The organism is Alphaproteobacteria bacterium, from assembly GCA_017308135.1.
Classification (GTDB): Bacteria; Pseudomonadota; Alphaproteobacteria; order CACIAM-22H2; family CACIAM-22H2; genus Tagaea.
Map to the genome: position 1 here is coordinate 392,097 of JAFKFM010000007.1, position 24,871 is coordinate 416,967.

The window sequence follows — 24,871 nt, forward strand, 5'->3', positions numbered from 1 at the left end:
TCCGTATGGCCCAACTGCCGCCGCATCCCTCGATCGTCCTGGTGCGCGAGTTCCTCGACGCGATCGACAAGCTCGATCCCGGTGCCGCGCGCCGCTACGTGGCGCCGGACGCGCGTTTCGTGACGCCCGGCGGCACGGAAACGGGCTCGCTCGACGAAATCGTCATGCGCTTGGGCCAGCGTTTCCGCCAGATCGGCAAGAAGATCGAGCGCTACGACCGCGTGGAGATGCACGACGGCGACGTCGTGTTCGTCTCGGGATCGTTGCACGGTGCCTGGGAAGACGGCGCCCCCTTCGACAATTTGCGCTTCGTCGACCGTTTCGAGATTCGCGGCGGCCGGATCGTTCTGCACGAAGTGTGGAACGACACCGGCGAAGCGCGCGCCAAGCGCGCGGCCGCCGCCGCCCCGGCGGGCGGGCGCGGCAACGCCGACCGCGCGTTGCTGGCGATGGCGTCGGAGGTCGAGCGCCTGCGCGAGCGCCTCTTCAATCTCGAACGCTTGCTCGCGGCCAAGGGCCTCGTCTCGGCGGTCGAACTGGAAGCGCACGGCCTCGACGATTCCGAAACCGTGCCCGATGAAAACGATCCGCTGGCGGGGATGCCCGATTTCTTGGGCGCTGCGGAAGATGAAAACAGTGGAAGGCGGCGATGAAGTTCACGCTTTACGGACGGCCGGGCTGGGGCTCGGTGCTGATCGAACCGCAATTGGCGCTCTACGGGTTCGACTACGAAATGATCGATAGCGGCGATCTGTTCGGCGACGAGGAAGCGCGCCAACGCCTCGCCAAGGTCAATCCGCTGATGCAGGTGCCCACGCTGGTGTTGCCCAACGGGCACGTCATGACCGAGAGCGCCGCGATCACGCTGCATCTGGCCGATCTCGCCAAATCGAACGTGCTGGTGCCCAGCCCCGACGATCCGACGCGCGCGGAATTCCTGCGCTGGCTGGTTTATCTGGTGACGAATGTCTACCAGACCTTCGCCTATGGGGATGTGCCCACGCGCTTCGTGCCCGATCCGCAGGCCGCCGAAGCCTTCAAGACGAAGGTCGGCGAGTATCGCGAAAAGCTGTGGCATCCGGTGGAGGCCGCCGCCGGCGCGCCGTGGTTCCTGGGCAACCGGTTCTCGGCGCTCGATCTTTATATCGTCGCGATGACCTATTGGACCCCGCGCCGCGAATGGTTCGCCGCGCACGCGCCGAAGCTCACGACGATCGCCAAGACGACCGAGGGTGCGCCGAAGCTTTCCGAAATCTGGAAGCGCAACTTCCTCAGATAACCTTGCCGGCGATCAAAACGGCGAAGAGGGCGAGCAGCGCCGCCGACCCGCGATTGATCGCTTGCGTCGCTCTCGCGTCGATGCGCGTGCGCAAATTGGCGACCGCGCCCGCCAGCAATATCCACCAGCCGAGCGACCCCAGGAACACCGCCGCGATCAACAGGCCGATATCGGCCGGCGCGGCGTCCTCGATCCCGAATGCGGTGAAGATCGCCAGGAAGGTCAGGATCGTCGTCGGATTGGCGAGGGTCAGCGCGAAAGTCGCGGCGAACGTGCCGGCAAGCGATGTCGCGCCGACCTTCGCTTCCGCCGCCGGCGTCGAGCGCCAGGCTTGAACCGCGAGATAAAGCAGCATCGCCGCGCCGATCAGGCGGAACCAGTCATTCGCCGCGATCCAGTCGCCCAGCAGCGTGGCGAAGCCGAACGCCGCAAGGCCGGCATAGAGCGCGTCGGCGAGCGCGGTGCCGAACCCGCCCGCAAGCCCGGCCGCGAAGCCGAACGCCATCGTGCGCCGGATGCACAACACGCCGATCGGCCCGACCGGGGCGGCGATCGACAAACCCAGCAACAGGCCTTTGACGAAAAGCGGCGCGTCCATCGTTACACCGCGTCGCAGGCGAGGGCGGGATCGTCCTTCGCGGAGGACAAGGCGATAACCGTTTGGCTGCGCGCGACACCTTGCAGCGTTTTGATCTTGCCGGAAATCACGCGCTCCAACGCCGCCGTATCGGCGACGCGGATCTTCAACAGATACGACCAGTCGCCGGTGACGTGATGGCATTCCTGCACATCCGCCAGATCGGCGATGGCGGCGAGGAAAGGCTTGTCATGCTCAGGCCGTTCCAGCAGCACCGACACGAAGGCCAGCAGGTTTCGCCCCACGACCGCGGAATCGACCAGGGCGGCGAATCGCTTGATGGCACCGGTCGCGATCAGCTTTTTCAGCCGGTCGTTGACCGCCGAAACCGACAATCCCACGGATTTGCCGATGTCGGCGTAAGAATCGCGCCCGTTTAGCTGAATATGCGCCAGGATTTTGCGGTCTATGTCGTCCATGGCCGGAAAATCGCTTTGTCTGGCCGGGAAGTCAATCCCCGGCCTATGCTGGCGCATGGAATTGCTCGCCTGGGCCCTCGACGCGGTCTGGCCCCTGGTCGTTCTGGGGCTGGTGTTGATCTATCTGTTCGTCATGGTGCGAATGGAAGATCGCGCCCCCCAAGGCACGCCCGAGAAACCCGCCGAGCTTGCGGGCTACGACGTCGAATACTGCCCGAATTGCTCGGTTTGGGTGCCCGCCAAAGCGCCGTGGTGCGGCTTAAAAGGCTGTGCGCGCCCGCATCGCTCGGGCTAGCAAAAAACAACGCCGAGTCGCGCGAAATCCGGCGTTGCCCCTTGGTACTCCGATGGATATGTTGCGCCGCATCAGACCGGCCCCAGAATCCGAGTCAAACGCGCGAGAACCATGTCCGTATCCGGCGCCAAAGGCCTGAGCTTTCAGGACCTCATCCTCAAACTACATTCCTATTGGTCGGCCCAAGGCTGCCTGATCCTGCAGCCTTACGACATGGAAGTGGGGGCCGGCACGTTCCACCCCGCGACCACGTTGCGCGCGTTGGGGCCCAAGCCGTGGAAAGCGGCTTACGTGCAGCCCTCGCGCCGCCCGTCCGACGGGCGCTACGGCGAGAACCCGAACCGGCTGCAGCATTACTACCAGTATCAGGTGATCCTGAAGCCGTCGCCGGCGAACAGCCAGGACCTCTATCTCGGCAGCCTCAAGGAAATCGGTCTCGATCCCGCCCAGCACGATATCCGCTTCGTCGAGGACGATTGGGAAAGCCCCACGCTGGGCGCCTGGGGGCTCGGCTGGGAAGTGTGGTGCGACGGCATGGAAGTCACGCAGTACACGTATTTCCAGCAGGTCGGCGGCATCGAATGCGATCCGGTGGCGGTGGAACTCACCTACGGTCTCGAACGCCTGTGCATGTATATCCAGGGCGTCGAGAACGTCTATGACCTCCGCTTCAACAACGACGGCGTGAAATACGGCGAAGTGTTCCTGCGCGCGGAGAAGGAATACTCCGCGCATAATTTCGAACACGCCGACACCGACGCGCTGTTCCAGCATTTCGCCGACGCCGAGAAGGAATGCCAGTCGCTGCTGGCGCACAAGTTGGCGTTGCCCGCCTACGACCAATGCATCAAGGCGTCGCACCGCTTTAATTTGCTCGACGCGCGCGGCGTGATCTCGGTCACCGAACGCCAAGCCTATATCGGCCGCGTGCGCGCCTTGGCCAAAGCCTGCTGCGAAGCCTGGCTGGCGGGGGAGGGCTCGAACAATGTCTGAGCTGCTCCTCGAACTCTTCTCCGAAGAAATCCCCGCGCGCATGCAGGCGCGTGCCGCCGAGGATTTGAAGCGCCTCGCGACCGAACGCCTGACGGCTTCGGGCCTGACCTTCACGCGCGCGGATGTGTTCGTGACGCCGCGCCGCTTGGCGCTGGTCGTCGATGGTCTCCTGGCGCGCACACCCGATCTGAAGGAAGAGAAGAAAGGCCCGCGTGTCGGCTCGCCCGACCAAGCCATTCAAGGCTTCCTGAAGGGCGCAGGGCTCGCCTCGCTCGACGGTTGCGAAAAGCGGATGGTCGGCAAGGCCGAATTCTGGTTCGCGATCGTCGAGAAGAAGGGCCAAGCGACCGCCGATCTTCTGCCCGGCCTGATCGCCGATACGGTGAAGGCGTTTGGCTGGCCCAAATCGATGCGCTGGGGCGCCAATCGCTTCGCCTGGGTGCGGCCGTTGCAAAGCGTGCTCGCGTTGCTCGACGGCAAGATTCTGGCGGGCGGCGTAGATCTCGGCGGCGCGACGCTGGCGTTCGGCGATACGACGCACGGCCATCGCTTCTTGGCGCCCGCGCGTTTCGCGGTGACGAACTTCGCAGACTATCAAGCGAAGCTGCTGGCGGCGAAGGTGATGCTCGATCCCGCGCAACGCCGCGCCAAGATCCTCGCCGATCTCGAAGCCAAGGCGAAGGCGTTGGGCCTTACGTTGCGCGACGACCCAGGCCTGCTCGACGAGGTCACGGGGCTGGTCGAATGGCCGGTTGTGCTGACCGGCGCCATCGACGCGAAATTCATGGACGTGCCGCAGGAAGCGCTGATCACGTCGATGCGCGCGCATCAGAAATACTTTGCGCTGTTGAACGCCGATGGTTCGCTTGCCCGCCAATTCGCGCTGGTCGCGAATATGGAAACGACCGACGCGGGCGCAACGATCGTCGCGGGCAACGAGCGCGTGCTGCGCGCGCGCTTGTCCGACGCCAAGTTCTTCTGGGATTTGGATCGCAAGACCAAGCTCGCCGACCGTTTGCCCGCACTCGCCCAGCGCGTGTTCCACGCCAAGCTCGGCACGATGGCGCAGAAGGTCGAACGCTTGGAGAAGCTGTCGGCCTTCATCGCGACGAAGCTCGGCGCCGATGCGGAAGCCGCGTTGCGCGCGGCAAAACTCGCCAAGGCGGATTTGTCGTCCGGCATGGTCGGCGAATTCCCCGAGTTGCAAGGCATCATGGGCCGCTATTACGCGCGCCATGACGGCGAGCCGGCCGACATCGCCGATGCGATCCGTGCACACTACCAGCCGCTGGGCCCGTCGGATGCGTGCCCGTCGGCACCGGTGTCGGTCGCGGTGGCGCTGGCCGAGAAACTCGACACGCTGGCCGGGTTCTGGTCGATCGACGAAAAGCCGACGGGTTCGAAGGATCCGTTCGCGTTGCGCCGTTCGGCGCTGGGCGTGATCCGCCTGATCGTCGAGAACAAGCTGCGCTTGGCCCTAGTTGAAGTTTTCGTGCTAGCGCTTTTGCTGGTTGTTTCGACCAATCAGCCCGATATGGGCCCTGATGTCGATGCCAATGACTTGCTGCTCTTTAAGGCCAAACGGCTTGGTCTCGACAAAAAAGCGATCGATCTGATGGGTTTCTTCGCCGACCGTTTGAAGGTCGTGCTGAAGGAAAAGGGTGTGCGTCACGATCTGATCGACGCGGTGTTCGCGTTGGGCGGCGAGGACGATCTGGTGCGCCTGCTCGCGCGCGTCGATGCGCTCGACACGTTCCTGAAGGGCCAGGACGGCGCCAATCTGCTGATCGGCTATCGCCGCGCGGCGAATATCGTCGCGATCGAAACGAAGAAGGACGGGGCCGCGCCAACCGGTGCCGCCGATCCCGCCTTGTTCGCGCAGGCGGAAGAAAACGCGCTGTTCGCCCGTTTGGGCGAGGTGGGAACGAAGCTCGACGCCGCGTTGAAGGCCGAAGATTTCGCCGCGGCGATGGCTTCCCTCGCCGCGTTGCGCGGGCCCGTCGATGCGTTCTTCGACAAGGTCACCGTAAATACCGAGGATCGCGCCTTGCGCGCCAATCGGCTCAAATTGCTTTCCGCGATCGGCGCCGCACCCGCACGCGTCGCCGATTTCTCCAAGATCGAAGGCTAAAGGGATCGCGCCATGGCCAAGTGGGTTTACTCGTTCGGAAACGGCAAGGCGGAAGGCAAGGCGGAGATGCGCAATCTCCTGGGCGGGAAGGGCGCCAATCTCGCCGAGATGAGCAATCTCGGTTTGCCCGTTCCGCCCGGCTTCACCGTGACGACCGAAGTTTGCACCCATTACTACGCCAACAAGCGCGAATACCCGGCCGATCTGCGCGCCCAGGTGAACGCGGCGCTGGGCCAGGTCGAGAAGATCACCGGCCGTAAATTCGGCGATCCTGCGAAGCCGCTGCTCGTCTCGGTGCGCTCGGGGGCGCGCGCCTCGATGCCGGGCATGATGGACACGGTCCTCAATCTCGGCCTCAACGACGTCACAGTCGAAGGCCTCGCCGCCGAAAGCGGCGATCCGCGCTTCGCCTACGATTCCTATCGCCGCTTCATCCAGATGTATGGCGACGTCGTGCTCGAAGTGGATCACCACCATTTCGAGGAATTGCTCGAACAGGCGAAATCCGATCGCGGCGTGTCGCTCGATACCGACATGACCGCCGACGATTGGAAATCGCTGGTCGCCGCCTATAAGGCGATGGTGGCCAAGCAGCTCGGCCGGCCGTTCCCGCAGGACCCGCAGGAACAGTTGTGGGGTGCGGTGGGCGCGGTGTTCGCGAGCTGGATGAATCAGCGCGCCAATACCTATCGCCGCCTGCACCAGATCCCCGAGGAATGGGGCACGGCCGTCAACATCCAGGCGATGGTGTTCGGCAATATGGGCCCGGATTGCGCCACGGGTGTCGCGTTCACGCGCGATCCGTCGACCGGCGAGAACGAATTCTATGGCGAGTTCCTGATCAACGCGCAGGGCGAGGACGTCGTCGCCGGGATTCGCACGCCCCAGCAGCTCACGATCCTGGGCAAGGATCGCCAGAAGTCGAAGCTGCCGTCGATGGAAGAGGCGATGCCCGAAACCTTCGCCCAGCTCTGCGATATCCGCGTGAAGCTGGAGCGCCATTACCGTGACATTCAGGACATCGAATTCACGGTCGAGAAGGGCAAGCTCTATATGCTGCAAACGCGCAACGGCAAGCGCACCGCCGCCGCCGCGTTGCGTATCGCCGTGGAGCTCGCCGAGGAAGGTTTGATCGACCGCAAGACGGCGGTCGGCCGCATCGATCCTTCGTCGCTCGATCAATTGCTGCATCCCACGCTCGACCCGAAGGCCGCGAAGTCGATCCTGACGCGCGGTCTGCCCGCGTCGCCCGGTGCCGCGTCGGGCATCGTGACGTTCTCCGCCGACGAAGCCGAAACGCTGGCGGGCGAAGGTAAGGCCGTGATCCTGGTGCGCGTCGAGACGAGCCCCGAGGATATTCATGGCATGCACGCCGCACGCGGCATTTTGACCACGCGCGGCGGCATGACCAGCCATGCGGCGGTCGTGGCGCGCGGCATGGGCCGGGCTTGCGTCGCCGGTGCGGGCGAAATCCGCGTCGACTACGCCGCCAAGACGATGAGCGTGCGCGGCACGGTCATCAAGGCGGGCGAGGCGATCACGATCGACGGCGGCACGGGCGACGTATTCAAGGGCGAAGTGCCGACGGTGCAGCCCGAACTCTCCGGTCATTTCGCGACGATCATGGAATGGGCGGATTCCTTCCGCCGCATGAAGGTGCGCACCAACGCCGAAACGCCGCTCGACGCGCGCACCGCGCGCCGCTTCGGCGCCGAGGGCATTGGTCTGTGCCGCACCGAACATATGTTCTTCGATCCGTCGCGCATCACCGCGGTGCGCGAGATGATCGTGGCGGACGACGCTTCGCAGCGCGCGAAGGCTTTGGCGAAGATCCAGCCCTTCCAGCGTGACGATTTCGCCGAATTGTTCCGCATCATGGACGGGCTGCCGGTGACGATCCGTCTGCTCGATCCGCCCTTGCACGAATTCCTGCCGCATTCGGACGCGGATTTCGCCGAGTTGTCCAAGGCGACGGGCAAGAGCCTGGACGAATTGAAGGCGCGCGCGGAAAAGCTGACCGAGATGAACCCGATGCTGGGCCATCGCGGCTGCCGCCTCGCGGTCACCTATCCCGAAATCTACCAGATGCAGGCGCGTGCGATTTTCGAAGCCTGCGCGATAGTGGGCAAGGAAACCGGCCGCAAGGTCGAGCCCGAGATCATGATCCCGCTGGTGGCGATGAAGCGCGAGCTCGATCTGATGCGCGACCATATCGCCAAGGTCGCCGAGGAAGTGCGCGCCTCGTCGGGCGTCGAGATTTCCTACATGCTCGGCACGATGATCGAATTGCCGCGCGCGGCGTTGCGCGCAAGCGAGATCGCGGAGACGGCGGAGTTCTTCTCCTTCGGCACCAACGATCTGACGCAAACGACGTTCGGCCTGTCGCGCGACGATTCGGCCGCGTTCCTCGGCGCCTACGAATCGCAGAAAATCCTGACGCGCGATCCGTTCGTGTCGATGGATATCGACGGCGTGGGCGAACTCGTCGCCATCGGCACGTCGCGCGGCCGCGCCACGCGCAAGAATTTGAAGGTCGGCATTTGCGGCGAACATGGCGGCGACCCGGCGTCGATCCATTTCTGCGAACGCACGGGCCTCGACTACGTTTCGTGCTCGCCCTACCGCGTGCCGATCGCGCGTCTGGCGGCGGCGCAGGCCGCGATTCAGGCCGCGCCCGCCAAGGCCGCGGCGAAGCCGACCGCCAAGCCCAGCACCGAGCGCCATAACCGCGTGCTGATTTCGGCCGGACGCCGTGCGGCCGGTTCGCGCGTTTCGGCCGGACGCAATTTCGCGGCCCCGACGGCGCGTCCGGGCAAGAAGAAGCAAGCGCCGAAACCGGTCGTGAAAAAGACGCCGGTGAAGAAGGCCGCGCCGGCGAAGAAGAAAGCGGCACCGGTCAAGAAGGCGCCGGCGAAGAAAATCGCGAAGAAGCCCGCGCCGAAGAAAAAGGCGCCGGTTAAGAAGCCGGCGAAGAAGTCGAAGAAGAAATAATCTTCATCGTCACCCCGGCCGAGCGCAAGCGAGAGCCGGGGTCTCGGATCCCGGGTCGCGCCGTCGCTCACGCGTCGGCTTGCCCGGGATGACGGAACTCTAGAAATTCGCCCAGGCGGGTTTGTGCGGCGTCAGCGTCGCATCGCCCGCCTGGAGCGGAATGCCTTCCGCCGCCGCCTTCGCCATCGCTTCCAGGCGCAGCAGCGCTAGGCCCATGGCACCGGCGGCAGAACGCATCTCGCCCGCTTCCGCCTCGCCGAGTTTGACGATCGTGCCGGGGGCGGGGACGGGCCCATCGATCGCGACGGGCACGAGGCGCTTTTTGACCAGCCCGCGATACTTCATGCGCGCGGTCAGTTCCTGGCCGATATAGCAGCCCTTTTTCCAATCGACGCCCGAGAGCTCGTCGAAGCCGTTCTCCAGCAGCAGCGCGTCCTCGACTGGAAGATCGCGGCTGCCGTCGGGCACACCCAGCTTCACGCGCAGCGCGTCGTAAGCCGCAGGATCGCCATGCGCCAGTCCGGCGGCCGACGCGATTTCGGCGAAGCGGCCGGACGGCAGGATCGCGCGCAGACCCAATTCGGCCAAGCGCGGATCGACGAAGATCGCGCCGCCGCCTTCTTCCCGCGCCGTGCCGGGGGCGGCGTCGAGACCGAATTTCGCGGCGACGCCGTCGCCCCAGGCGATCGCGACTTCGAAATCGGGGCGGGGTGCGATCGTCACCTTCGCGCGCAACTTGTAAAGCTTCAGCCGTTTCGCGAGATCGTCGATACGCGCGGCCTCGACATCGAGCAGGATCGTATCGCCCGCTTCGGCCAGCATGAATTCGTGCAGGAAGCGGCCTTGCGCGGTCAGGAACCCGCCATAGCCCGCGCGCGTCGGCGACAGTTTCAGCGTGTCCGCCGAAATCAGGCCTTGCAGGAAGGTCTTGCGATCCTCGCCCGCAACGGCGAGCACGGCACGGGCGGGCAGGGCGGCGAAAACGGGCGCGGTCATAGGCTGGAGATAGGGGGCCCGCCCGGCCTTGGCAAGCCCAAGGGTGCGGCCTATAAGTCCCTATGGGAAAAAGGATTTGTTTCGTCGAATCGTCGGTGCCGTTCGACGGTTTCGGCCCCACCAGCCGGCCGCTGGATGCGGGCCCCCGGGCACTCGCCTATTTGGCGGCGGCCCTCGCCCAGCGCGGGCACGAAGTTAGCGTCATCAACAAGGCGGATTTCCCGGCCTTGTGCGACGGTGTGGATTGGCTCGGCTGGACGCAAGAACCCAAAGCCAACCCGGAAATCGCCATCGCGGTGGACGATCCCGCGTTGCTCGCCCATGCGCCGCATGCGGAAAAGCGCTTCGTTTGGGCGCACGGCACGGCCGCGTCGCTCGACGTGCCCGCCGCCGTGTCGTCCTTCGGCGCGTGGCGCCCGGACGTGGTGTTCCACACCAAGCCGCAGCGCGACCGCTGGCTGAACGCCAATGGTTTGACGACGCATGTCGTCGAGCCGGCACCCGGCCATGCCTTCCTCGACGATTTTCCGGTGCATCCGGCCGAGCCGCCGCGGCTGCTGACCGTGTGCCATCCGCTCGGCGGGCTCGAACGCCTCGTGCGTTTGTTCGCCGAGCGTATTCGTCCCGCCGTGCCCAATGCGGAATTGCGCGTCTATTCGGCGATGCTCGATCGCGGGCGCTGGGGCGGCGACGTGCCCGCCGCCGTGCGCCCCGTTCACGAGCTTTGCCAAGCCTGGGCGAGTGCGGGCGTCACCGTGCATCCGCCGCAGCCCGATCCGCAAATGGCCGACGCTTATCGGCAAGCGCGCGGATTGCTGCATCCTTCGCTGGCGGAGGAACCCGCCGCGATCGTTCTGATGGAAGCGCAGGCCGCGTGCTTGCCGGTGATCGGCTTCATGCAAAGCGCCGTGGCGTTCGATCGCGTGGCCGATGGCGTGACCGGCAAGCTCGCGGCGTCCGACGACGCGTTCGTCGAGGCGGCGGTAGAATTGCTCACCTCGGCCGACACGCATGCGCGCTATTCCGGCAATTGCAAGACGCTGCGGCGCGGCCGAACCTGGGCGATCGCCGCCGCGGAATGGGAAGAGCTGTTCGCGTGAAGGCGCTGTTCGTCACCTCCAACCGGATCGGCGACGCGGTTTTGACCTCGGGCGTTCTGGCGCATTTGATCGACGCGCATCCCGATTTGCGGGTGACGATCGCGTGCGGGCCGCATGCCGCCCCGTTGTTCGACGCCGTGCCCGGGCGCGCGGCGACGATCCCGATGATCAAAGCGCCGTTCAAAGGCCATTGGTTTTCGCTATGGGCGAAATGCCTGCCGCAATTATGGGATATCGCGATCGATATGCGCGGCTCCGGCCTCACGTGGTTCTTGCTCGCCAAGAAACGCGCGATCCTGTCCGGCCGCAATGATGCGCTGCATCGCGTCGAGGATGCCGCGCGTGTGTTGAATCTGTCGCCGACGCCAAGCCCGCGTCTGTGGCATTCGCCCAAATCGCTTGCGCGCGCCGAAGCGCTGATGGGCAACGGCAAATGGCTCGTCCTCGGCGCCACGGCGAATTGGCCGGGCAAGGCCTGGGCCGCGACGCGCTTTCGCGAACTCGCGCTGCGTTTGATCGCGCAGGGTGCCGCGCTGGCGGGTGCCCGCGTCGCCATCGTCGGCGGGCCGGGCGAGCGTGAGATGGCGGCCCCCTTGTTGGGCGGCAACGCGCTCGACCTCGTCGGCACCGAAGATCTCGGCACGGTCGCGGCGGCGATTTCGCGCGCGTCGCTTTATGTCGGCAACGATTCAGGCTTGATGCATGTCGCCGCCGCGTCGGGCGTGCCCACGCTCGGGCTGTTCGGCCCGTCGGAGGATCGGCATTTCCGCCCCTGGGGCCCGAACGCCGCCTTCGTGCGCACGCCCGAAAGCAAGGCCGAGTTGTTCGCCAAGATCGATTTCCAGCCCAAGGGCGCTCTCGGCCTGATGGACTCGCTGAGTGTCGAAATGGCCGAGCGCGCGGCCAACGATCTTCTGTCGCGCGTGCAGGCGAGGGCGGCATGACCAAGCTTTCCGCCCTGATCGTCGCCCGCAACGAGGAAGCGCGCTTGCCCGCGTGCCTCGCGGCGATTGCCTTCGCCGACGAGATCGTCGTCGTGCTCGACCGCACGACCGACGCCAGTCGCGCGGTGGCCGAGAAATATGGTGCGCGCGTCATCGAAGGCGGGTGGGATGTCGAAGGCGATCGGCGCAATGCCGGGATCGCGGCGTGTGCGGGCCCGTGGATTTTGGAAGTCGATGCCGACGAAATCGTGCCGCCCGAACTTGGCGCCGAGATTCGGGCGGTGGTGTCGAATTCGACCGCTTCGCGCCATCTGATCCCGGTCGACAATTATATCGGCGAACGTTTGGTGCGCTATGGCTGGGGCGCGTCGTTCGGTAAGAACGCCTATCCCGGCTTGTTCCGCAAAGGCGCCAAGATCTGGGGTCGCGAGCGCGTGCATCCGTCATTGAAATTCGACGGCGTCGAAGGAGCCCCCCTGACCGCGCGACTGATCCATCACGTCGATCGCAATCTTTCCGAAACGATCCGCCGTTTGGATCGCTACACCTCGGCGCGCGCGATCGATCTGCGCGCCAAGGGCGATCCGGATCCGACGTCGCGCTATGTGCGGCGCTTCTTCTCGCGGTTCTGGAAATGCTTCGTCGCGCGCAAGGGCTATCGCGAGGGCGGGTACGGCCTCGTTATCGCCGCATTGGCGGGTTTGTATCCGCTCGTGTCGCATCTGAAAGCCAAGTACGAGAAGGAATAGGCACGTGGCCCGCATCGTCCTGGCCGACGACGGGATCGCGTTCGACGGCCGCAGTGCCGGCGCGTTGGGCGGCGGCGAAACGGCGTTTTTGCGCCTTGCCGAAGGCTTGGCCGCGCGCGGCCACGATGTGGCGGCGTTCAGCAATACGGACGAACGCGGTAACGTCGCCGGCGTCGAATGGGCGCCGGTCTCGGGCCCGATGCCGGACGATGCCGATCTTTACATCGCCAATCGCGGCGACCGCGTGTTGGATCGCGTGCCCGGCGCCAAGCGCATCGCCTTTTGGCTGCATAACGACGCGCGCTATCTGAAGAAGTTCCGCTATCTGCGCCGTTTGTGGCGCCGCAAACCCACGCTGGTCTTCGTCAGCCAATCCCATCGCCGCTTGGCGCCTTCCTGGCTGCCGGGCGGTGAACGCGTGGTGATCCCGTTGGGTTTGGAGGACGCGTATCGCCACGAAGCATTGCGCGCCGTTCCGCCGCCGGTGGCGCTCTATGCCGCCAATCCGCTGCGGGGTTTGTCGGAACTCGCGGCACTCTGGCCGAGGATCGATGTCGCAGGCGCCAAGCTGCTCGCGCATTCGGGTGCGGATCTCTATGCCGCTAAGCCGCGTACGCGGGCGGCGATGGAAGCGGCGCTCGCCAGCGTGGCGGGCGTTACGGGCATCGAATTGCGCCCCTTCGTCAAACGCGATGCGTTGATCGATGTGCTGCGCGGGGCGCGCGTGTTTCTCTACCCCGGCGACCCGACCGAGACGTTTTGTCTGTCGGTCGCGGAAGCCCAGGCCTTGGGCGTGCCCTGCGTCGTTTATGCGCGTGGCGCCTTGCCCGAACGCGTCATCGACGGCAAAACCGGATTCGTCGCGAAATCCGAAGCGGAATTCGTCGATGCCGCGCGGCGCCTGTTGAGCGAGGACGCGCTGTGGCTTGCCCAGCATCGCGCGTGCTTGGCGACGCAAAACAAGCGCGGTTGGGCCGACATGGCGGCCGACTTCGAAAGGCTGCTACCATGACGCGGCTCGTGTCGTTGATGGCGGGCGCCAAGGTCGGCGGGGCGGAAGCCTTCTTCGAGCGCCTCGTCGTGGCGTTGCAGGCGAACGGCATCGAACAGCGCGTGGCGATCCGCGCCGATGCGGATCGCAAATCGCGCTTGCGGGCGAAGGGTGTCGATCCCGTCGCACTCTCGTTCGGCGGGGTATTCGATCTTGCGACGCCCTGGCGTTTGAAATCTCTGTTCGACGATTTCAACGCGGAAGTCGCTCTCGCCTTTATGAGCCGCGCCGCCGCCAAATTGCCGCCCAAGGCGCTGACCAAGTCGCGCCCGGCCTATGTCGGCCGGCTCGGCGGCTACTACGATCTCAAATACTACCGGCGTTGCGATCACCTGATCGGCAACACGCGCGACATTTGCGATTGGATCGTCAAGCAAGGCTGGCCCGCCGCGCGTGTCGATTATCTGCCGAATTTCGTCGATGCGACGCCGGTGGTACCCGCATCGCGTGAAGGTGCCGACAAGATCGTCCTCGCGCTCGGCCGCCTTCATACGAACAAAGCGTTCGATGTGGCGATTGCGGCGATGGAAAACGTGCCGAACGCGCAGCTTTGGATCGCCGGGGCGGGGCCGCTCGACGGCGAACTCAAAGCGCAAGCCGCCAAGCTCGGCGATCGCGTCCGCTTCCTCGGCTGGCGCGCGGACTCGACTGCGTTGATCGAAGCGTGCGACGTGCTGGTCTGCCCGTCGCGGCACGAGCCGCTGGGCAATGTCGTGATCGAAGCCTGGGCGCGCGGCAAGCCGGTGGTCGCGGCGGCGAGCCAAGGCCCCGGTGCCTTGATTCGCGACGGCAAGGATGGCTTGCTGGTGCCCATCGATGACGCCATATCGCTCTCGCAAGCGCTCAATCGCGTGCTCGCCGAACGCGCGCTGGCGGACGATCTGGGGGCGGCCGGCCAAGCGCGCCACGCGGGCGAGTTCGGCGAGGCAAAGGTGATCGGCGCCTATAAGGATTTCATCGCCCGTGCCGCCAAGGAGTATCGCTGAATGTGCGGCATCGCCGGGATGATGACCAAGGACGGCACGCGGCCGCCGCAAACGGCGATCGACGCGATGCTCGCTGCCATGGCGCATCGCGGGCCCGACGGCACGGGCACGCATATCGCGGGCGATACGGCGCTGGCGCATGGCCGCTTGTCGATCATTGACCTGGCGACCGGCGATCAACCGTTATTCGCGCCCGACGGCACGGCGCTGATCGGCAATGGCGAAATCTACAACTATGTGGAACTGCGGCAGAAGCAGCCGGATTTTCCCTATCGCACGAAATCCGACTGCGAAAGCCCGCTTGCGCTGTATGTGCGCGACGGCGCCGATTTCGCCAATTCGTTGCGTGGTATGTACGCAATCGCGATCCACGATCCCGGCGCCAAACGTTTGGTGCTGGCGCGCGATCCCTTCGGCATCAAGCCGCTTTATTATGCCGAAGATGCGCGGGGCTTCGCATTCGCATCCGAGCCGCAATGCCTGCGCGCCGCCGGGTTCGGCGGCGAACCGCCCGAGGCGAATGCGCGGCTCGAACTCCTCGAACTTCAATTCACCACCGGCCGCGACACGATCTTCCCCGGCATCCAGCGTGTCGTTCCCGGCGAAACGCTGATCGTCCATGCGGGCAAAATCGTCGAGCGCCGCCGCCGCGACGCGTTGCCCGCCGGCGGGCCGATCGCGAAAAGCGAGCGCGACGCGGCCTACGAATTCGATCGCGTGTTCGAGGAAAGCGTGCGCCTCCATCAACGCTCCGACGTGCCCTACGGCATGTTCCTGTCGGGCGGGATCGATTCCTCCGCCGTCCTGGCGATGATGGCGCGCTTGAACGAACGCCCGGTCACGGCCTTCACCGCCTATTTCCCCGAAACGGGGGCGGCCGACGAGCGCGACGCGGCGCGCCGCGTGGCCAAAGCCGCGCACGCCGAGCTGATCGAAGTTCCGGTGACGCGCGACGATTTCCTCGCCGATCTGCCCGCGATCGCCGCCGCGATGGACGATCCCGCCGCCGATTACGCGATCGTGCCGACTTGGGGCTTAGCGCGCATGGCGCGCAAGCGCGGATTCAAGGTCGTGCTGTCGGGCGAAGGCGGCGACGAATTATTCGGCGGCTATGGCCGCTATCGCAGCGCCATGCGGCCGTGGTGGATGGGCGGGCGCGCGATGCGCCGCAAGGGCAGTTTCGACGGGCTCGACGCGCTGGCGATCCCGGCGGCGACATGGCGTTCGGGCATCGCGGCGGCGGAATCGCTGGCGGCGGACAATGGGCGCACGCGCTTGCAGGTGGCGCAGGCGGTCGATGTCGCCGACTGGTTGCCCAACGATCTATTGGGCAAACTCGATCGCTGCTTGATGGCGCATGGCGTGGAAGGGCGCACGCCGTTCCTCGATCCCGCTGTCGCCGATTTCGCGTTCCGCCTGCCAGACGCGTTGAAAGTGCGCAAGCGCTGGGGAAAATTCCTGCTGCGCAAATGGCTGTCGACGGCATTGCCCGAGGCGAATGCGTTCGCACCCAAGCAAGGCTTCACCGTGCCGGTGCAGAGCTGGATTGCGGCGGACGCAAACCGGCTCGGACCTTTGGTCGCGGCCAATCCCGGCGTGGCCGAGATCGTCAAGCCCGGCGCGGTTTTGCGCTTGTTTTCGGCGGCTTCCGAGAAGCGCGCGGGCTTCGCCTGCTGGACCTTGTTGTTCTACGCGCTGTGGCACCGGCGGCATGTGCGATGCATGGCACCTTCGGGCGACGTGTTCCACGCGCTCGACACGGCGCGCTAGAAGTGGTCTAAGCCCTCGCTTCGATTTAAGGGACGAAAAGTATGCTGGATTTGGAGGGCGGCGCGTCGGCCGTCGTGTTGCTGTTGGCGGTGATCGCGGTTTCGGGTGCGGTCGCGGGTTTTCTGGCGGGGCTTTTGGGCGTGGGTGGCGGCATCGTCGTGGTGCCCGCACTGTTCTGGGTGCTGACGCATGCGGGCATCGACGCATCGATCCGCATGCAGGTCGCGGTCGCGACGTCGCTGGCGACCATCATTCCCACCTCGATCATTTCGGCGCGCGCGCACCGCAAGCGCGGCTCGCTGGACGAAGCGCTGCTCAAGCGCTGGCTCGTGCCCGCGATCCTCGGCGCGATCCTGGGCTCGGCCTTCGCGTCGCTGGTCGATGGGCGCCTGCTCGCCGGGATTTTCGGCGGCGTGGCGGTCATCGTCGCGGTGCAGATGGTCGCGTTTCCGGGCGGCGTCGCGCTGCGCAAGGAACTGCCCGGCCCGATCGGCCAGCGCGTGATGGCGCTTATGATCGGCGGCTTGTCGTCGATCATGGGCATCGGCGGCGGCACGCTGGCCGTGCCCACGCTGTCGCTGTTCTCCTTCCCGATCCGCATGGCGGTGGGAACGGCGGCGGGGATAGGCTTGTTCATCGCGATCCCGGCCACGCTCGGCTTCATCGCCGGCGGCTGGCATGTCGCCGATTTGCCGCCGTTCTCGATCGGCTATGTCAGCCTGCCGGCGGGCTTGGCGATCCTGGCCGCCCAATTGCCTTGCGTGGGCTACGGCGCCAAAGTCGCGCATGCGATCTCGCAGCCCGCCTTGCGCCGCGCTTTCGGCGTGGTGCTGGCGATCGTGGGCTTGCGGATGCTGTCGACGCTCTTCTAATGTCGATCTCCTGAAAGGGAGAAAACGTGACCGACCGCATCGTCATCGCCCGGCCCGACGATTGGCATGTGCATCTGCGCGACGGCGCGATGCTCGACGCCGTCGCCCCCTACACCGCGCGTCAATTCGCCCGCGCGATCGTGATGCCCAATTTGGTGCCGCCGGTCACGACCGCCGCCGCCGCTTCGGCCTATCGCGAGCGTATCCGGAAGGCGGCGGGCCCGGGCTTCGAGCCGCTGATGACGGTGTACCTCACCGACGGGATCGATCCCGACGAACTCGAGCGCGGCTACGCCGAGGGCGTTTGGGTCGCGGCGAAGCTTTATCCCGCGCACGCGACGACCAATTCCGCGCATGGCGTGACCGATATCGCCAAGATCAAGGCAGGGCTGGCGCGCATGCAGAAGATCGGCATGAAGCTGCTGATCCATGGCGAGGTCACCGACAAGGCCGTCGATATTTTCGATCGCGAGAAAACCTTCATCGACCGGGTGATGGCGCCGCTGCGCCGTGATTTCCCCGGTTTGAAGATCGTGTTCGAGCACATTACGACAAAGGAAGCGGCCGAGTTCGTGCTGGCGCAGAAGGTCGACACCGCCGCGACGATCACGCCGCATCATCTGATCATCGATCGCAATGCGATCTTCGAAGGCGGCGTGCGCCCGCATCTTTATTGCCTGCCGATCGCCAAGCGCGCGATCCATCGCGATGCGCTGCGCAAAGCCGCGACGTCCGGCGATGCGCGTTTCTTCCTGGGCACCGATACGGCCCCGCATACGGTCGAGACGAAGGAAGCGGCGTGCGGCTGTGCGGGTATCTTCAACGCGCCCGCGGCGCTCGAAGCCTATGTGCAGGTCTTCGACGAGGAAAAGGCGCTCGACAAGTTCGAAGCCTTCGCCAGTTTGAACGGCCCGGCCTTCTATGGCCTGCCGGTCAACAAGCAAAAGATCGCGTTGAGCCGTGCGGCGAACGCGATCCCCGATCGCGTCGCGGCGGCGGGGACGGGCGTCGTCGCCTTCCTGGGCGGCAAGACGATCCCGTGGCGCTTCGACGGCGTGGTCTGATTACTCGACGCGGAAGCTGCGCTGGCGGACCATTTTGCCGAATTCCTCGGCGATCACGCCCGCCATCGCGGCATAGGCGGTCTGCTCCTCGGCCGGCGTGCCGTTCAGCGTGGCGCTCGCCTGCCACAGGCGGCTGCCGCTCGCATCCTCGACGATCGCGGTCAGCATATAGCGCACGCTGGGCGTGCCGCCGTCCGAACGGCGCGGGCCCGTCGCCAGACTATCCTGCGTCGTCGAATAGAGATTGAGGCGCACGCGCGCTTCATCGCGGCTGCCTTCGATCACACCCAAGGTGCCGGTGGTCGGGCCCGGCCGGCCGCTTTGCGTGATCTCGGTCGTGAAGCTCAACGACAGCGAGGCGCTGCGCGGATCGACCTTGCGCCCGACGCGTTCCAGCGCGCGTTCGAAGGCTTGGGCGAGGCGACGGTTCTCGCGCGAATCGTCAAGCGGCGTGATCTTGATCGCGGCCGTCGCCGGCACCTCTCGATAGACGAAGGCGGTCAAACGGCCCGGGGCGGCGGGATCGAAGGCCGGTGCTTCCTGGGCGTGGGAGAACCACGGCGAAAGGGCCAGCAGGGCCGCGACGAAAATGGCACGCATCGTGTGTCTCCCGGAAAATCAGGCCCGCGTCTCGGCGGCATTGCGTCCGCGCGCGGGCTTGGCGCGCCCGGCGGCGGGCGCGCAGTAAAGTCCATAAAGCGTGCCGAGCACCGCTTCGACCTCGCCGCCCGACAGGCGGTAGCGGATCGATTGGGCGGTGCGCCGCGTTTCGACCAGCTTGTCGCGGCGCAAGCGCGCGAGGTGCTGCGACAACGCCGATTGCGACAGACCGACCAGCGCTTCGATTTCGCCCACGCTTTTTTCGCCCGACGCCAAATGGCACAGGATCATCAGGCGGCGTTCGTTCGCCATGGCTTTCAGCAGCGCCGAAGCGCGCCGGGCATTGGCTTGAAGGTCGGCGGTGTTCATCGCGCCCCCTTATAGCCCAGCGAGGCGGGCGGGGGCGAGTTCGGCCGCGTCGACGCCGTGCGCGGCTAGATCGGCGGGCAAATCCAAGCCCAGGACCAGGGCGGCGCAAAGCCGGCCCAAAGCGGGGCTGGTCATGATGCCGTAGCCGCCGGGGGCGGCGAGCCACATGAAATTTTCCGCCGCCCGATCGCGGCCGACGACCGGCTTCTTGTCCGCGACGAAACAGCGCAAGCCCGCCCATTTGCGGCGGATGCGGCGGATTTCCAGCGTCGTCGCTTCCTCGATCCGCGCGGCGCATTCGGCGATGTCGAGTTCCTCGGGCTGCGCGTCGCAAGGCGGCGACGGCGTTTCGTCGGCGGGCGAGGCGAAGATCAAACCGGCATCGGGCTTGAAGTAGAACTTCTCCGCGATCTCGCACACGAAGGGCCAAGCGTGCGCGTCATGGGCGGTTTCGAACACGAAGGCGGTGCGCCGCTTGGGCACCAAGCCGATGGGGCCAAGCCCGGCCAAGGCGGCGACTTCATCCGCCCATGCGCCGGCGGCGTTGACGATATTCGCGGCGGCGAAGACGCCGGCGGAGGTGTCGATCCGCCAGCCGCCGGTTTCGCGCGCAAGGCCGCGCACGCCGGCATCGCAAATCAGCGTGCCGCCCGCCGCCTTGAAGCCGCGTAGATAGCCTTGATGGATCGCGGCGACGTCCATGTCCTCGGCGTCGGCGTTGTACAGCACCCGCTTCGTCCAGTCGGGACGCAGCACCGGGCAAAGTTCCAGCGCCTTGGCGGCCGGAATCTCGGCGACCGTGCCGGGCAAGGCTTCCGCTTGGGCTTGATCGAAGGCGGCGGCACCGTCGGGTCCCGCCACGAACATCGTGCCGCGCGGGGTCAGCAACGGATGATCGGCGAAGCCTTGCGGGGGCTCGCGAAAAAACGGCCCCGACGCGATCGTCAGATGCCGGATGATCGCGGAGCCATAGGCGGTTTCGTAGAGGGCGGCGGAGCGGCCCGTGGTGTGATACCCAGGCCGCGCCTCCATTTCCAACAGCAGGGTCTTCGCCCCCGCTTGCGCGAGCCGCCATGCGGCCGATGCGCCGAGGATTCCCGCCCCGGCGATCGCGACGTCGTAGCGCGTCACTCGGCCGCTTGCGGCTGGCGGCTTTCGTGCGCGCGTTCCTGGTGCGCGAGCTTCGCCGCGATGGCGCCGATCGGCTTGGTGAACCGCGCCAACAGCACGTACAGCGCCGGGATCACGAAGATCGTCAGCACGGTCGAGAACGCCACGCCGCCGATGATGACCCAGCCGATCGCTTCGCGCGATTCCGCACCCGCCCCGCGCGCGTCGGCGATCGGGATTGCGCCGAACACGGTGGCGATCGAGGTCATCAGAATCGGGCGCAGACGCGCGACCGAGGCTTCGAGCGCCGCCGACGGGATGTCGTGGCCTTCGTCGCGCAGCTGGTTGGCGAACTCGACGATCAGAATGCCGTTCTTCGCCATCAGGCCGATCAGCAAAATCATGCCGATCTGGCTGTAGATGTTGAGCGAGATCCCGGTGAGGTAAAGGATCCCGAGCCCGCCGGTCAGCGCCAGCGGCACGGCCAGCATGATGATCAGCGGGTGGATCCAGCTTTCGAACTGCGCGGCCAGCACCAGGAACACGATCAGCAGCGCCATGCCGAAGGTGAAGTAGAGCGACGAGGCCGATTCCTTGAACTCGCGGCTCTGGCCCTGATACGAGATGCGCGCTTCGGGCGGCAGCTCCTCGGCGGCGATTTTTTCGAGCTCGCTCAGCGCCTCGCCCAGCGTGAAGCCGGGTGCGAGCGACGAGGTGATCGTGATCGAGCGCAACCGGTCGACGCGGTTGAGCTCGGCCGGGCCGGCTGCCTCGGTCATCGTCACCAGCGAGGACAGCGGGATCAGCGTCTGCGTCGTCGCGGAGCGCACGAACAGCCCGGCGAGGTCGGCCGGCGTGGCGCGGTCCTGCGTGCGCGCCTGAAGGATGACGTTGTACTCCTCGCCCCGGTCGACATAGGTCGAGACGTTGCGCGAGCCGAACATCGTTTCCAGCGTGCGGCCGACCGTGTCGATCGGCACGCCCAGATCGGCGGCCCGCGCGCGGTCGATGCGCACGCGCAGCTCCGGCTTGGTGTCGCGGAAGTTGGAGTCCATGTTCAGGAAGCGGGGGTCGCGGCTGGCGCGCTGGATCACGCGGTCGCGCCAATCGCGCAGCGTGTCGTAGCTCGTGCCGCCGATGACGAACTGGATCGGCGGCTGGAAGCCGCGCTGGCCCAGCGAAGGCGGGTTGACCGGTGCGGCGCGCACGCCGGGAATGCCGGTGATGCGCGGGAAGATCTCGCGCACGATATCCTGCTGTTTGATTTCGCGGCCCGGCGGCTTGGGCGCGCCGTTCTCCGAATCCTTGTAGCGCTGTCCCCACGGCTTCAACCGCAGGAACACCAGACCCGAATTTACCGGGGCGGGGCGCGAGAAGCCGGGCGCGATATTGCCCATGATGCCCGCGGCCGCGCCGGAATCGACATAGGGCTGCAGCACGCGTTCGATCTGGGCGACCGAATCGCGCGTATAGTTGTACGACGCGCCCTCGGGCGCCGTAATCGGGATAATGATCGTGCCGCGATCCTCGACCGGCGCGAATTCCTTGGGCAGCACGCTCCAGAAGCCGTAGGCCGCGGCGGAGATCGCCACGCCGCCGGCCAGCACGACGATCGGCGCGCCCAAAGCGCGGACCAGCAGCCAGCGATAGCCCGCGTTCATGCCCGTGAAGATCTTTTCGGTCATGAGGTACAGCTTGCCTTCGCCGGAATGCGACGTGAGCAGCTTGGAGCACAGCATCGGCGTCAGCGACAGCGCGACGAGGCCCGAGAACAGCACGGCGGCGGCGAGCGCGATGCCGAACTCCGTGAACAGGCGGCCGGTATTGCCCTCCATGAACGAGATCGGAACGAACACCGCGATCAGCGTCAGCGTGGTCGAGATGACGGCGAAGGCGATCTGGTTCGAACCGCGGATCGAGGCGAGCAGCACCGGCTCGCCGTCCTCGATGCGGCGATGGATGTTTTCGAGCACGACGATCGCGTCGTCGACGACGATGCCGATGGCGAGCACGAGGGCGAGCAGCGTGAGCACGTTGAGCGAATAGCCCAAAGCCGCCAGCACCATGAACGATCCGATGATCGAAACCGGGATCGCCAGCGTCGGGATCAGCGTCGCGCGCCAGGAGCGCAGGAAGACGAAAATCACGGCGACGACCAGCGCCACGCCGATCATCAGCGCGTGATAGACCTCGTAGATCGACTGCGCGATGAAGATCGACTCGTCGTAGCCGATCATCAATTGGATGCCTTCGGGGAAATTCTCCGCGATGCGGGTCATTTCCGCCTTGGCGCCATCCGCGACCGTCAGCGTGTTGCCGGTCGATTGACGCACGACGCCGATGCCGATCGCGGTCTTGCCGTTGGCGCGGATGCCGGAACGTTCGTCTTCCGGCCCGACTTCCACGCGCGCGACTTCGCCCAGGCGGATCTGATAGCCCTGGCGCGTGCTCAGCACGATGTCGCGGAACTGATCCGGATTCGACAGCCGCGAATCGGTCTTCACCGTCAATTCGCGTTGGGTGGATTCGATGCGGCCCGACGGCAATTCGACGTTCTGGCGGCGGATCGCGTTTTCGACGTCCTCGACCGTCAGCTGGCGCGCGGCCAGTGCCTGGCGGTCGATCCACACGCGCATGGAATAGCGGCGCTCGCCGGAAATCGAAACCTGCGCCACGCCCGGCACGATCGACAGGCGATCGACGATGTTGCGCTTGGCGTAGTCGGTGAGTTCGAGCTGCGAGAAACGGTCGGAGGCGAGGGTGAACCAGACGATCGCGCGCTGGTCGCCGTCGACCTTGGCGATGATCGGATCGTCCACGCCCGTCGGCAAGCGCGAGCGGATGCGCGCCACGCGGTCGCGCACGTCGGCGGAGGCCGCGTCGATATCGCGGCCGAGGCGGAATTCGATCGAAACCTGCGAGCGTTCTTCGCGGCTGTTCGACGTGATCGTCTTCACGCCTTCGATGCCCGCGACGGCCGATTCGACGAGTTCCGTCACCCGGCTTTCGACGACCTGATTGGAAGCGCCCTTGTAGATCGTGGTCACCGACACGATCGGCGGATCGATCGCGGGATATTCGCGCACCGGCAGGCGGGAATAGGCCGCGAAACCGAGCACCAGGATGAGCAGCGAAATGACGGTCGCGAAGACCGGACGCTTGATCGAAACTTCGGAGAGGACCATCGGGGGAACAGCCTCAGGAGGTGGGAGCGGATTCGGCGCGGAACGGCTGCGCGCGGACGGGGATATTATGGCGGATGCGCTGATGGCCGCGCACGACGAGCTGATCGCCTTGCTTCACGCCGTCGCGGATCTCGACTTCGCTTTGCATGCGCAAGCCCAGCTGCACCTCGCGGCGCAGCGCGCGGCCGTCGGCGACGACGTAGACGAATTGGCGCGTCCCTTCGGCGACCAGCGCGTCCTCCGGCACGACCACCGCGTTGTCGCGCGTCGCGACGGCCAGGGCGACGTTCAGGAACATGCCCGGCTTCAGCGCGCCGTCGGCGTTGTCGAAGGTGGCATTGAGGCGCACCGCGCGGGTCAGCGGATCGACGCGCGTGTCGATCGCCGTGACCTGGCCCAGGAATTCGCGGCCCGGATAGGCCGGCGTGGTGGTGCCGACCGCGAGGCCCTGGCGCAGCACGGCGAGATATTGCTCGGGGATCGAGAAATCGAGCTTGATCTTGCTGACGTCGTCGAGCGTCGTGACGACCGTGCCGGGCTGCAGCAGCGCGCCGACGCTGACCTGGCGCAAGCCCACGCGGCCGTCGAACGGCGCCGAAATGCGGAAATCGTCGAGCCGCGCGTCGGCCGCGCGCTGGCGGCTTTCGTTCTGGCGGATGCGCCCTTCGGCGGCGCGCAATTGGCTTTCCAGCTGATCGACGCGCGCTTCGGGCGCATTGCCGGTGGCGCGCAGCTGGCGCGCGCGGTCGAGCTGCTGGCGGATTTCGTCGGCGACGGCGCGCGCTTGGGAAATCTCGGCGCGAACCGAGTCGAGATCGGCGGCGCGCTCGCGGCTTTCCAATTCCACCAGCGCTTCGCCCTTGCGGACCATCTGGCCTTCCTGGAACAGGATGCGGAACACGGTGCCCGATTGGCGCGCGGTCAGCGTGACCGATTCGTTGGCGCGGGCCGTGCCCACGGCTTCCGCCCGTTCGACGACCGTCATCAACTTGGGCGTCACGAACTCGACCAGCGGGGCGGGGGCCGCCTGGCGCTGGGCCGCTTCGCCGGTGCCGCTGGCATACGACTTATAGGCGTACCAGCCGCCGGCGCCCGTGGCGCCAAGGATCGCGACGACGACCAACTGACTTACGACACGCATGCCCCAGCAACTCCACCCTGTTTTCCAACCGGATACGCCCCGGATACCGGGACGCGTAACACGATCGTATGACCGGACAATTTCCGCCCGCGTTCAATTCGACAGCAAAAACCCGGCCATTGCGGTCGTTTCCAGGATTGCAGGAACCGACCGTGCCGCCAAGCTCGCGAAGTTCAATCTAGACCGTGG

Annotated in this window: 21 protein-coding genes and 1 pseudogene; 14 read left to right on the forward strand and 8 right to left on the reverse strand. The window is 66.0% G+C overall.

The annotated features are described in order from the left end of the window. Window positions 1–5: 5 nt before the first annotated feature. Together J0H39_06320 and J0H39_06325 are read left to right on the forward strand one after the other, a co-directional pair. The gene (locus tag J0H39_06320; protein MBN9496350.1) at window positions 6–653 is read left to right on the forward strand and encodes a nuclear transport factor 2 family protein; all 648 of its coding nucleotides are present in this window, start codon (window positions 6–8) and stop codon (window positions 651–653) included. Next, window positions 650–1,279 carry a glutathione S-transferase family protein gene (locus J0H39_06325; GenBank protein MBN9496351.1) on the forward strand — a complete coding sequence of 210 codons (630 nt, stop codon included), beginning with the start codon at window positions 650–652 and terminating at the stop codon, window positions 1,277–1,279. The genes J0H39_06320 and J0H39_06325 overlap by 4 nt, the downstream gene beginning before the upstream one ends. Here J0H39_06325 and J0H39_06330 read toward each other — a convergent pair. Together J0H39_06330 and J0H39_06335 are read right to left on the reverse strand one after the other, a co-directional pair. Further along, entirely contained in the window at window positions 1,272–1,877 is a 606-nt protein-coding gene (locus J0H39_06330) for a LysE family transporter (GenBank protein MBN9496352.1), read from the reverse strand. The two genes, J0H39_06325 and J0H39_06330, sit on opposite strands and share 8 nt — an antisense overlap. Window positions 1,878–1,879: 2 nt before the next feature. Further along, window positions 1,880–2,335 carry an Lrp/AsnC family transcriptional regulator gene (locus J0H39_06335; GenBank protein MBN9496353.1) on the reverse strand — a complete coding sequence of 152 codons (456 nt, stop codon included), beginning with the start codon at window positions 2,333–2,335 and terminating at the stop codon, window positions 1,880–1,882. 55 nt (window positions 2,336–2,390) lie between these two features. On the opposite strand from J0H39_06335, the gene J0H39_06340 reads away from it, so the two are divergent. The 4 genes and pseudogenes from J0H39_06340 (at window position 2,391) to J0H39_06355 (ending at window position 8,433) form a co-directional block, all read left to right on the forward strand. Then, window positions 2,391–2,630, forward strand: a complete 240-nt coding sequence (locus J0H39_06340) for a hypothetical protein (GenBank protein MBN9496354.1) — start codon at window positions 2,391–2,393, stop codon at window positions 2,628–2,630. A gap of 111 nt (window positions 2,631–2,741) precedes the next feature. Then, window positions 2,742–3,623, forward strand: coding sequence for a glycine--tRNA ligase subunit alpha (locus J0H39_06345; protein MBN9496355.1), 882 nt, complete (start codon window positions 2,742–2,744; stop codon window positions 3,621–3,623). Further along, complete coding sequence (locus tag J0H39_06350) at window positions 3,616–5,754, forward strand: glycine--tRNA ligase subunit beta (protein MBN9496356.1); 2,139 nt, start codon at window positions 3,616–3,618, stop codon at window positions 5,752–5,754. Before J0H39_06345 ends, J0H39_06350 begins: the two co-directional genes overlap by 8 nt. A gap of 12 nt (window positions 5,755–5,766) precedes the next feature. Beyond that, window positions 5,767–8,433 (forward strand): annotated as a pseudogene (locus tag J0H39_06355) (pyruvate, phosphate dikinase). 411 nt (window positions 8,434–8,844) lie between these two features. On the opposite strand, the gene J0H39_06360 reads toward J0H39_06355, so the two are convergent. Beyond that, window positions 8,845–9,741, reverse strand: a complete 897-nt coding sequence (locus J0H39_06360; GenBank protein MBN9496357.1) for a folate-binding protein YgfZ — start codon at window positions 9,739–9,741, stop codon at window positions 8,845–8,847. Between the two features lie 95 nt (window positions 9,742–9,836). Here J0H39_06360 and J0H39_06365 point away from each other — a divergent pair, with 95 nt between their 5' ends. Genes J0H39_06365 through pyrC form a run of 8 tightly spaced genes read left to right on the forward strand, consistent with a single transcriptional unit; the run spans window position 9,837 to window position 18,277 of the window. Then, entirely contained in the window at window positions 9,837–10,841 is a 1,005-nt protein-coding gene (locus tag J0H39_06365; GenBank protein MBN9496358.1) for a glycosyltransferase, read from the forward strand. Then, the gene (locus J0H39_06370; GenBank protein MBN9496359.1) at window positions 10,820–11,785 is read left to right on the forward strand and encodes a glycosyltransferase family 9 protein; all 966 of its coding nucleotides are present in this window, start codon (window positions 10,820–10,822) and stop codon (window positions 11,783–11,785) included. Before J0H39_06365 ends, J0H39_06370 begins: the two co-directional genes overlap by 22 nt. After that, window positions 11,782–12,534 carry a glycosyltransferase family 2 protein gene (locus J0H39_06375; GenBank protein MBN9496360.1) on the forward strand — a complete coding sequence of 251 codons (753 nt, stop codon included), beginning with the start codon at window positions 11,782–11,784 and terminating at the stop codon, window positions 12,532–12,534. The genes J0H39_06370 and J0H39_06375 overlap by 4 nt, the downstream gene beginning before the upstream one ends. Before the next feature lie 4 nt (window positions 12,535–12,538). Further along, window positions 12,539–13,546, forward strand: coding sequence for a glycosyltransferase family 4 protein (locus J0H39_06380; protein MBN9496361.1), 1,008 nt, complete (start codon window positions 12,539–12,541; stop codon window positions 13,544–13,546). Then, window positions 13,543–14,571, forward strand: coding sequence for a glycosyltransferase (locus tag J0H39_06385; GenBank protein MBN9496362.1), 1,029 nt, complete (start codon window positions 13,543–13,545; stop codon window positions 14,569–14,571). Before J0H39_06380 ends, J0H39_06385 begins: the two co-directional genes overlap by 4 nt. After that, entirely contained in the window at window positions 14,572–16,341 is a 1,770-nt protein-coding gene (asnB, locus tag J0H39_06390; GenBank protein ID MBN9496363.1) for an asparagine synthase (glutamine-hydrolyzing), read from the forward strand. It begins immediately after the preceding gene. 41 nt (window positions 16,342–16,382) lie between these two features. After that, window positions 16,383–17,213 (forward strand): sulfite exporter TauE/SafE family protein, encoded by an 831-nt coding sequence (locus J0H39_06395; protein MBN9496364.1) that lies wholly within the window; start codon window positions 16,383–16,385, stop codon window positions 17,211–17,213. Between the two features lie 26 nt (window positions 17,214–17,239). Next, window positions 17,240–18,277, forward strand: coding sequence for a dihydroorotase (gene pyrC, locus J0H39_06400; protein ID MBN9496365.1), 1,038 nt, complete (start codon window positions 17,240–17,242; stop codon window positions 18,275–18,277). Here the strand turns inward: pyrC and J0H39_06405 are convergent, their stop codons facing one another. From J0H39_06405 to J0H39_06425, 5 genes are read right to left on the reverse strand one after another with little or no spacing between them, the layout of a single operon-like run. Further along, complete coding sequence (locus J0H39_06405) at window positions 18,278–18,877, reverse strand: hypothetical protein (protein MBN9496366.1); 600 nt, start codon at window positions 18,875–18,877, stop codon at window positions 18,278–18,280. Window positions 18,878–18,895: 18 nt separating this feature from the next. Further along, window positions 18,896–19,246: a helix-turn-helix transcriptional regulator gene (locus tag J0H39_06410; protein MBN9496367.1), complete on the reverse strand. Its 351-nt coding sequence runs from the start codon at window positions 19,244–19,246 to the stop codon at window positions 18,896–18,898. Between the two features lie 9 nt (window positions 19,247–19,255). Next, window positions 19,256–20,377, reverse strand: a complete 1,122-nt coding sequence (locus J0H39_06415) for an FAD-binding oxidoreductase (protein ID MBN9496368.1) — start codon at window positions 20,375–20,377, stop codon at window positions 19,256–19,258. After that, complete coding sequence (locus J0H39_06420; GenBank protein MBN9496369.1) at window positions 20,374–23,541, reverse strand: efflux RND transporter permease subunit; 3,168 nt, start codon at window positions 23,539–23,541, stop codon at window positions 20,374–20,376. The genes J0H39_06415 and J0H39_06420 overlap by 4 nt, the downstream gene beginning before the upstream one ends. A 13-nt stretch (window positions 23,542–23,554) precedes the next feature. Beyond that, window positions 23,555–24,682 (reverse strand): efflux RND transporter periplasmic adaptor subunit, encoded by a 1,128-nt coding sequence (locus J0H39_06425; GenBank protein ID MBN9496370.1) that lies wholly within the window; start codon window positions 24,680–24,682, stop codon window positions 23,555–23,557. Window positions 24,683–24,871 lie beyond the last annotated feature (189 nt).

What these genes read in the sequence shown, in the direction of transcription:
- J0H39_06320 (MBN9496350.1), top strand. Translation starts at nt 6, where the DNA reads ATGGCCCAACTGCCGCCGCATCCCTCGATCGTCCTGGTGCGCGAGTTC.
- J0H39_06420 (MBN9496369.1), bottom strand. Translation starts at nt 23,541, where the DNA reads ATGGTCCTCTCCGAAGTTTCGATCAAGCGTCCGGTCTTCGCGACCGTC.
- J0H39_06425 (MBN9496370.1), bottom strand. Translation starts at nt 24,682, where the DNA reads ATGCGTGTCGTAAGTCAGTTGGTCGTCGTCGCGATCCTTGGCGCCACG.
- J0H39_06325 (MBN9496351.1), top strand. Translation starts at nt 650, where the DNA reads ATGAAGTTCACGCTTTACGGACGGCCGGGCTGGGGCTCGGTGCTGATC.
- J0H39_06345 (MBN9496355.1), top strand. Translation starts at nt 2,742, where the DNA reads ATGTCCGTATCCGGCGCCAAAGGCCTGAGCTTTCAGGACCTCATCCTC.
- J0H39_06395 (MBN9496364.1), top strand. Translation starts at nt 16,383, where the DNA reads ATGCTGGATTTGGAGGGCGGCGCGTCGGCCGTCGTGTTGCTGTTGGCG.
- J0H39_06410 (MBN9496367.1), bottom strand. Translation starts at nt 19,246, where the DNA reads ATGAACACCGCCGACCTTCAAGCCAATGCCCGGCGCGCTTCGGCGCTG.
- asnB (MBN9496363.1), top strand. Translation starts at nt 14,572, where the DNA reads ATGTGCGGCATCGCCGGGATGATGACCAAGGACGGCACGCGGCCGCCG.
- J0H39_06350 (MBN9496356.1), top strand. Translation starts at nt 3,616, where the DNA reads ATGTCTGAGCTGCTCCTCGAACTCTTCTCCGAAGAAATCCCCGCGCGC.
- J0H39_06370 (MBN9496359.1), top strand. Translation starts at nt 10,820, where the DNA reads ATGGGAAGAGCTGTTCGCGTGAAGGCGCTGTTCGTCACCTCCAACCGG.
- J0H39_06360 (MBN9496357.1), bottom strand. Translation starts at nt 9,741, where the DNA reads ATGACCGCGCCCGTTTTCGCCGCCCTGCCCGCCCGTGCCGTGCTCGCC.
- J0H39_06335 (MBN9496353.1), bottom strand. Translation starts at nt 2,335, where the DNA reads ATGGACGACATAGACCGCAAAATCCTGGCGCATATTCAGCTAAACGGG.
- J0H39_06375 (MBN9496360.1), top strand. Translation starts at nt 11,782, where the DNA reads ATGACCAAGCTTTCCGCCCTGATCGTCGCCCGCAACGAGGAAGCGCGC.
- J0H39_06385 (MBN9496362.1), top strand. Translation starts at nt 13,543, where the DNA reads ATGACGCGGCTCGTGTCGTTGATGGCGGGCGCCAAGGTCGGCGGGGCG.
- J0H39_06330 (MBN9496352.1), bottom strand. Translation starts at nt 1,877, where the DNA reads ATGGACGCGCCGCTTTTCGTCAAAGGCCTGTTGCTGGGTTTGTCGATC.
- J0H39_06340 (MBN9496354.1), top strand. Translation starts at nt 2,391, where the DNA reads ATGGAATTGCTCGCCTGGGCCCTCGACGCGGTCTGGCCCCTGGTCGTT.
- J0H39_06405 (MBN9496366.1), bottom strand. Translation starts at nt 18,877, where the DNA reads ATGCGTGCCATTTTCGTCGCGGCCCTGCTGGCCCTTTCGCCGTGGTTC.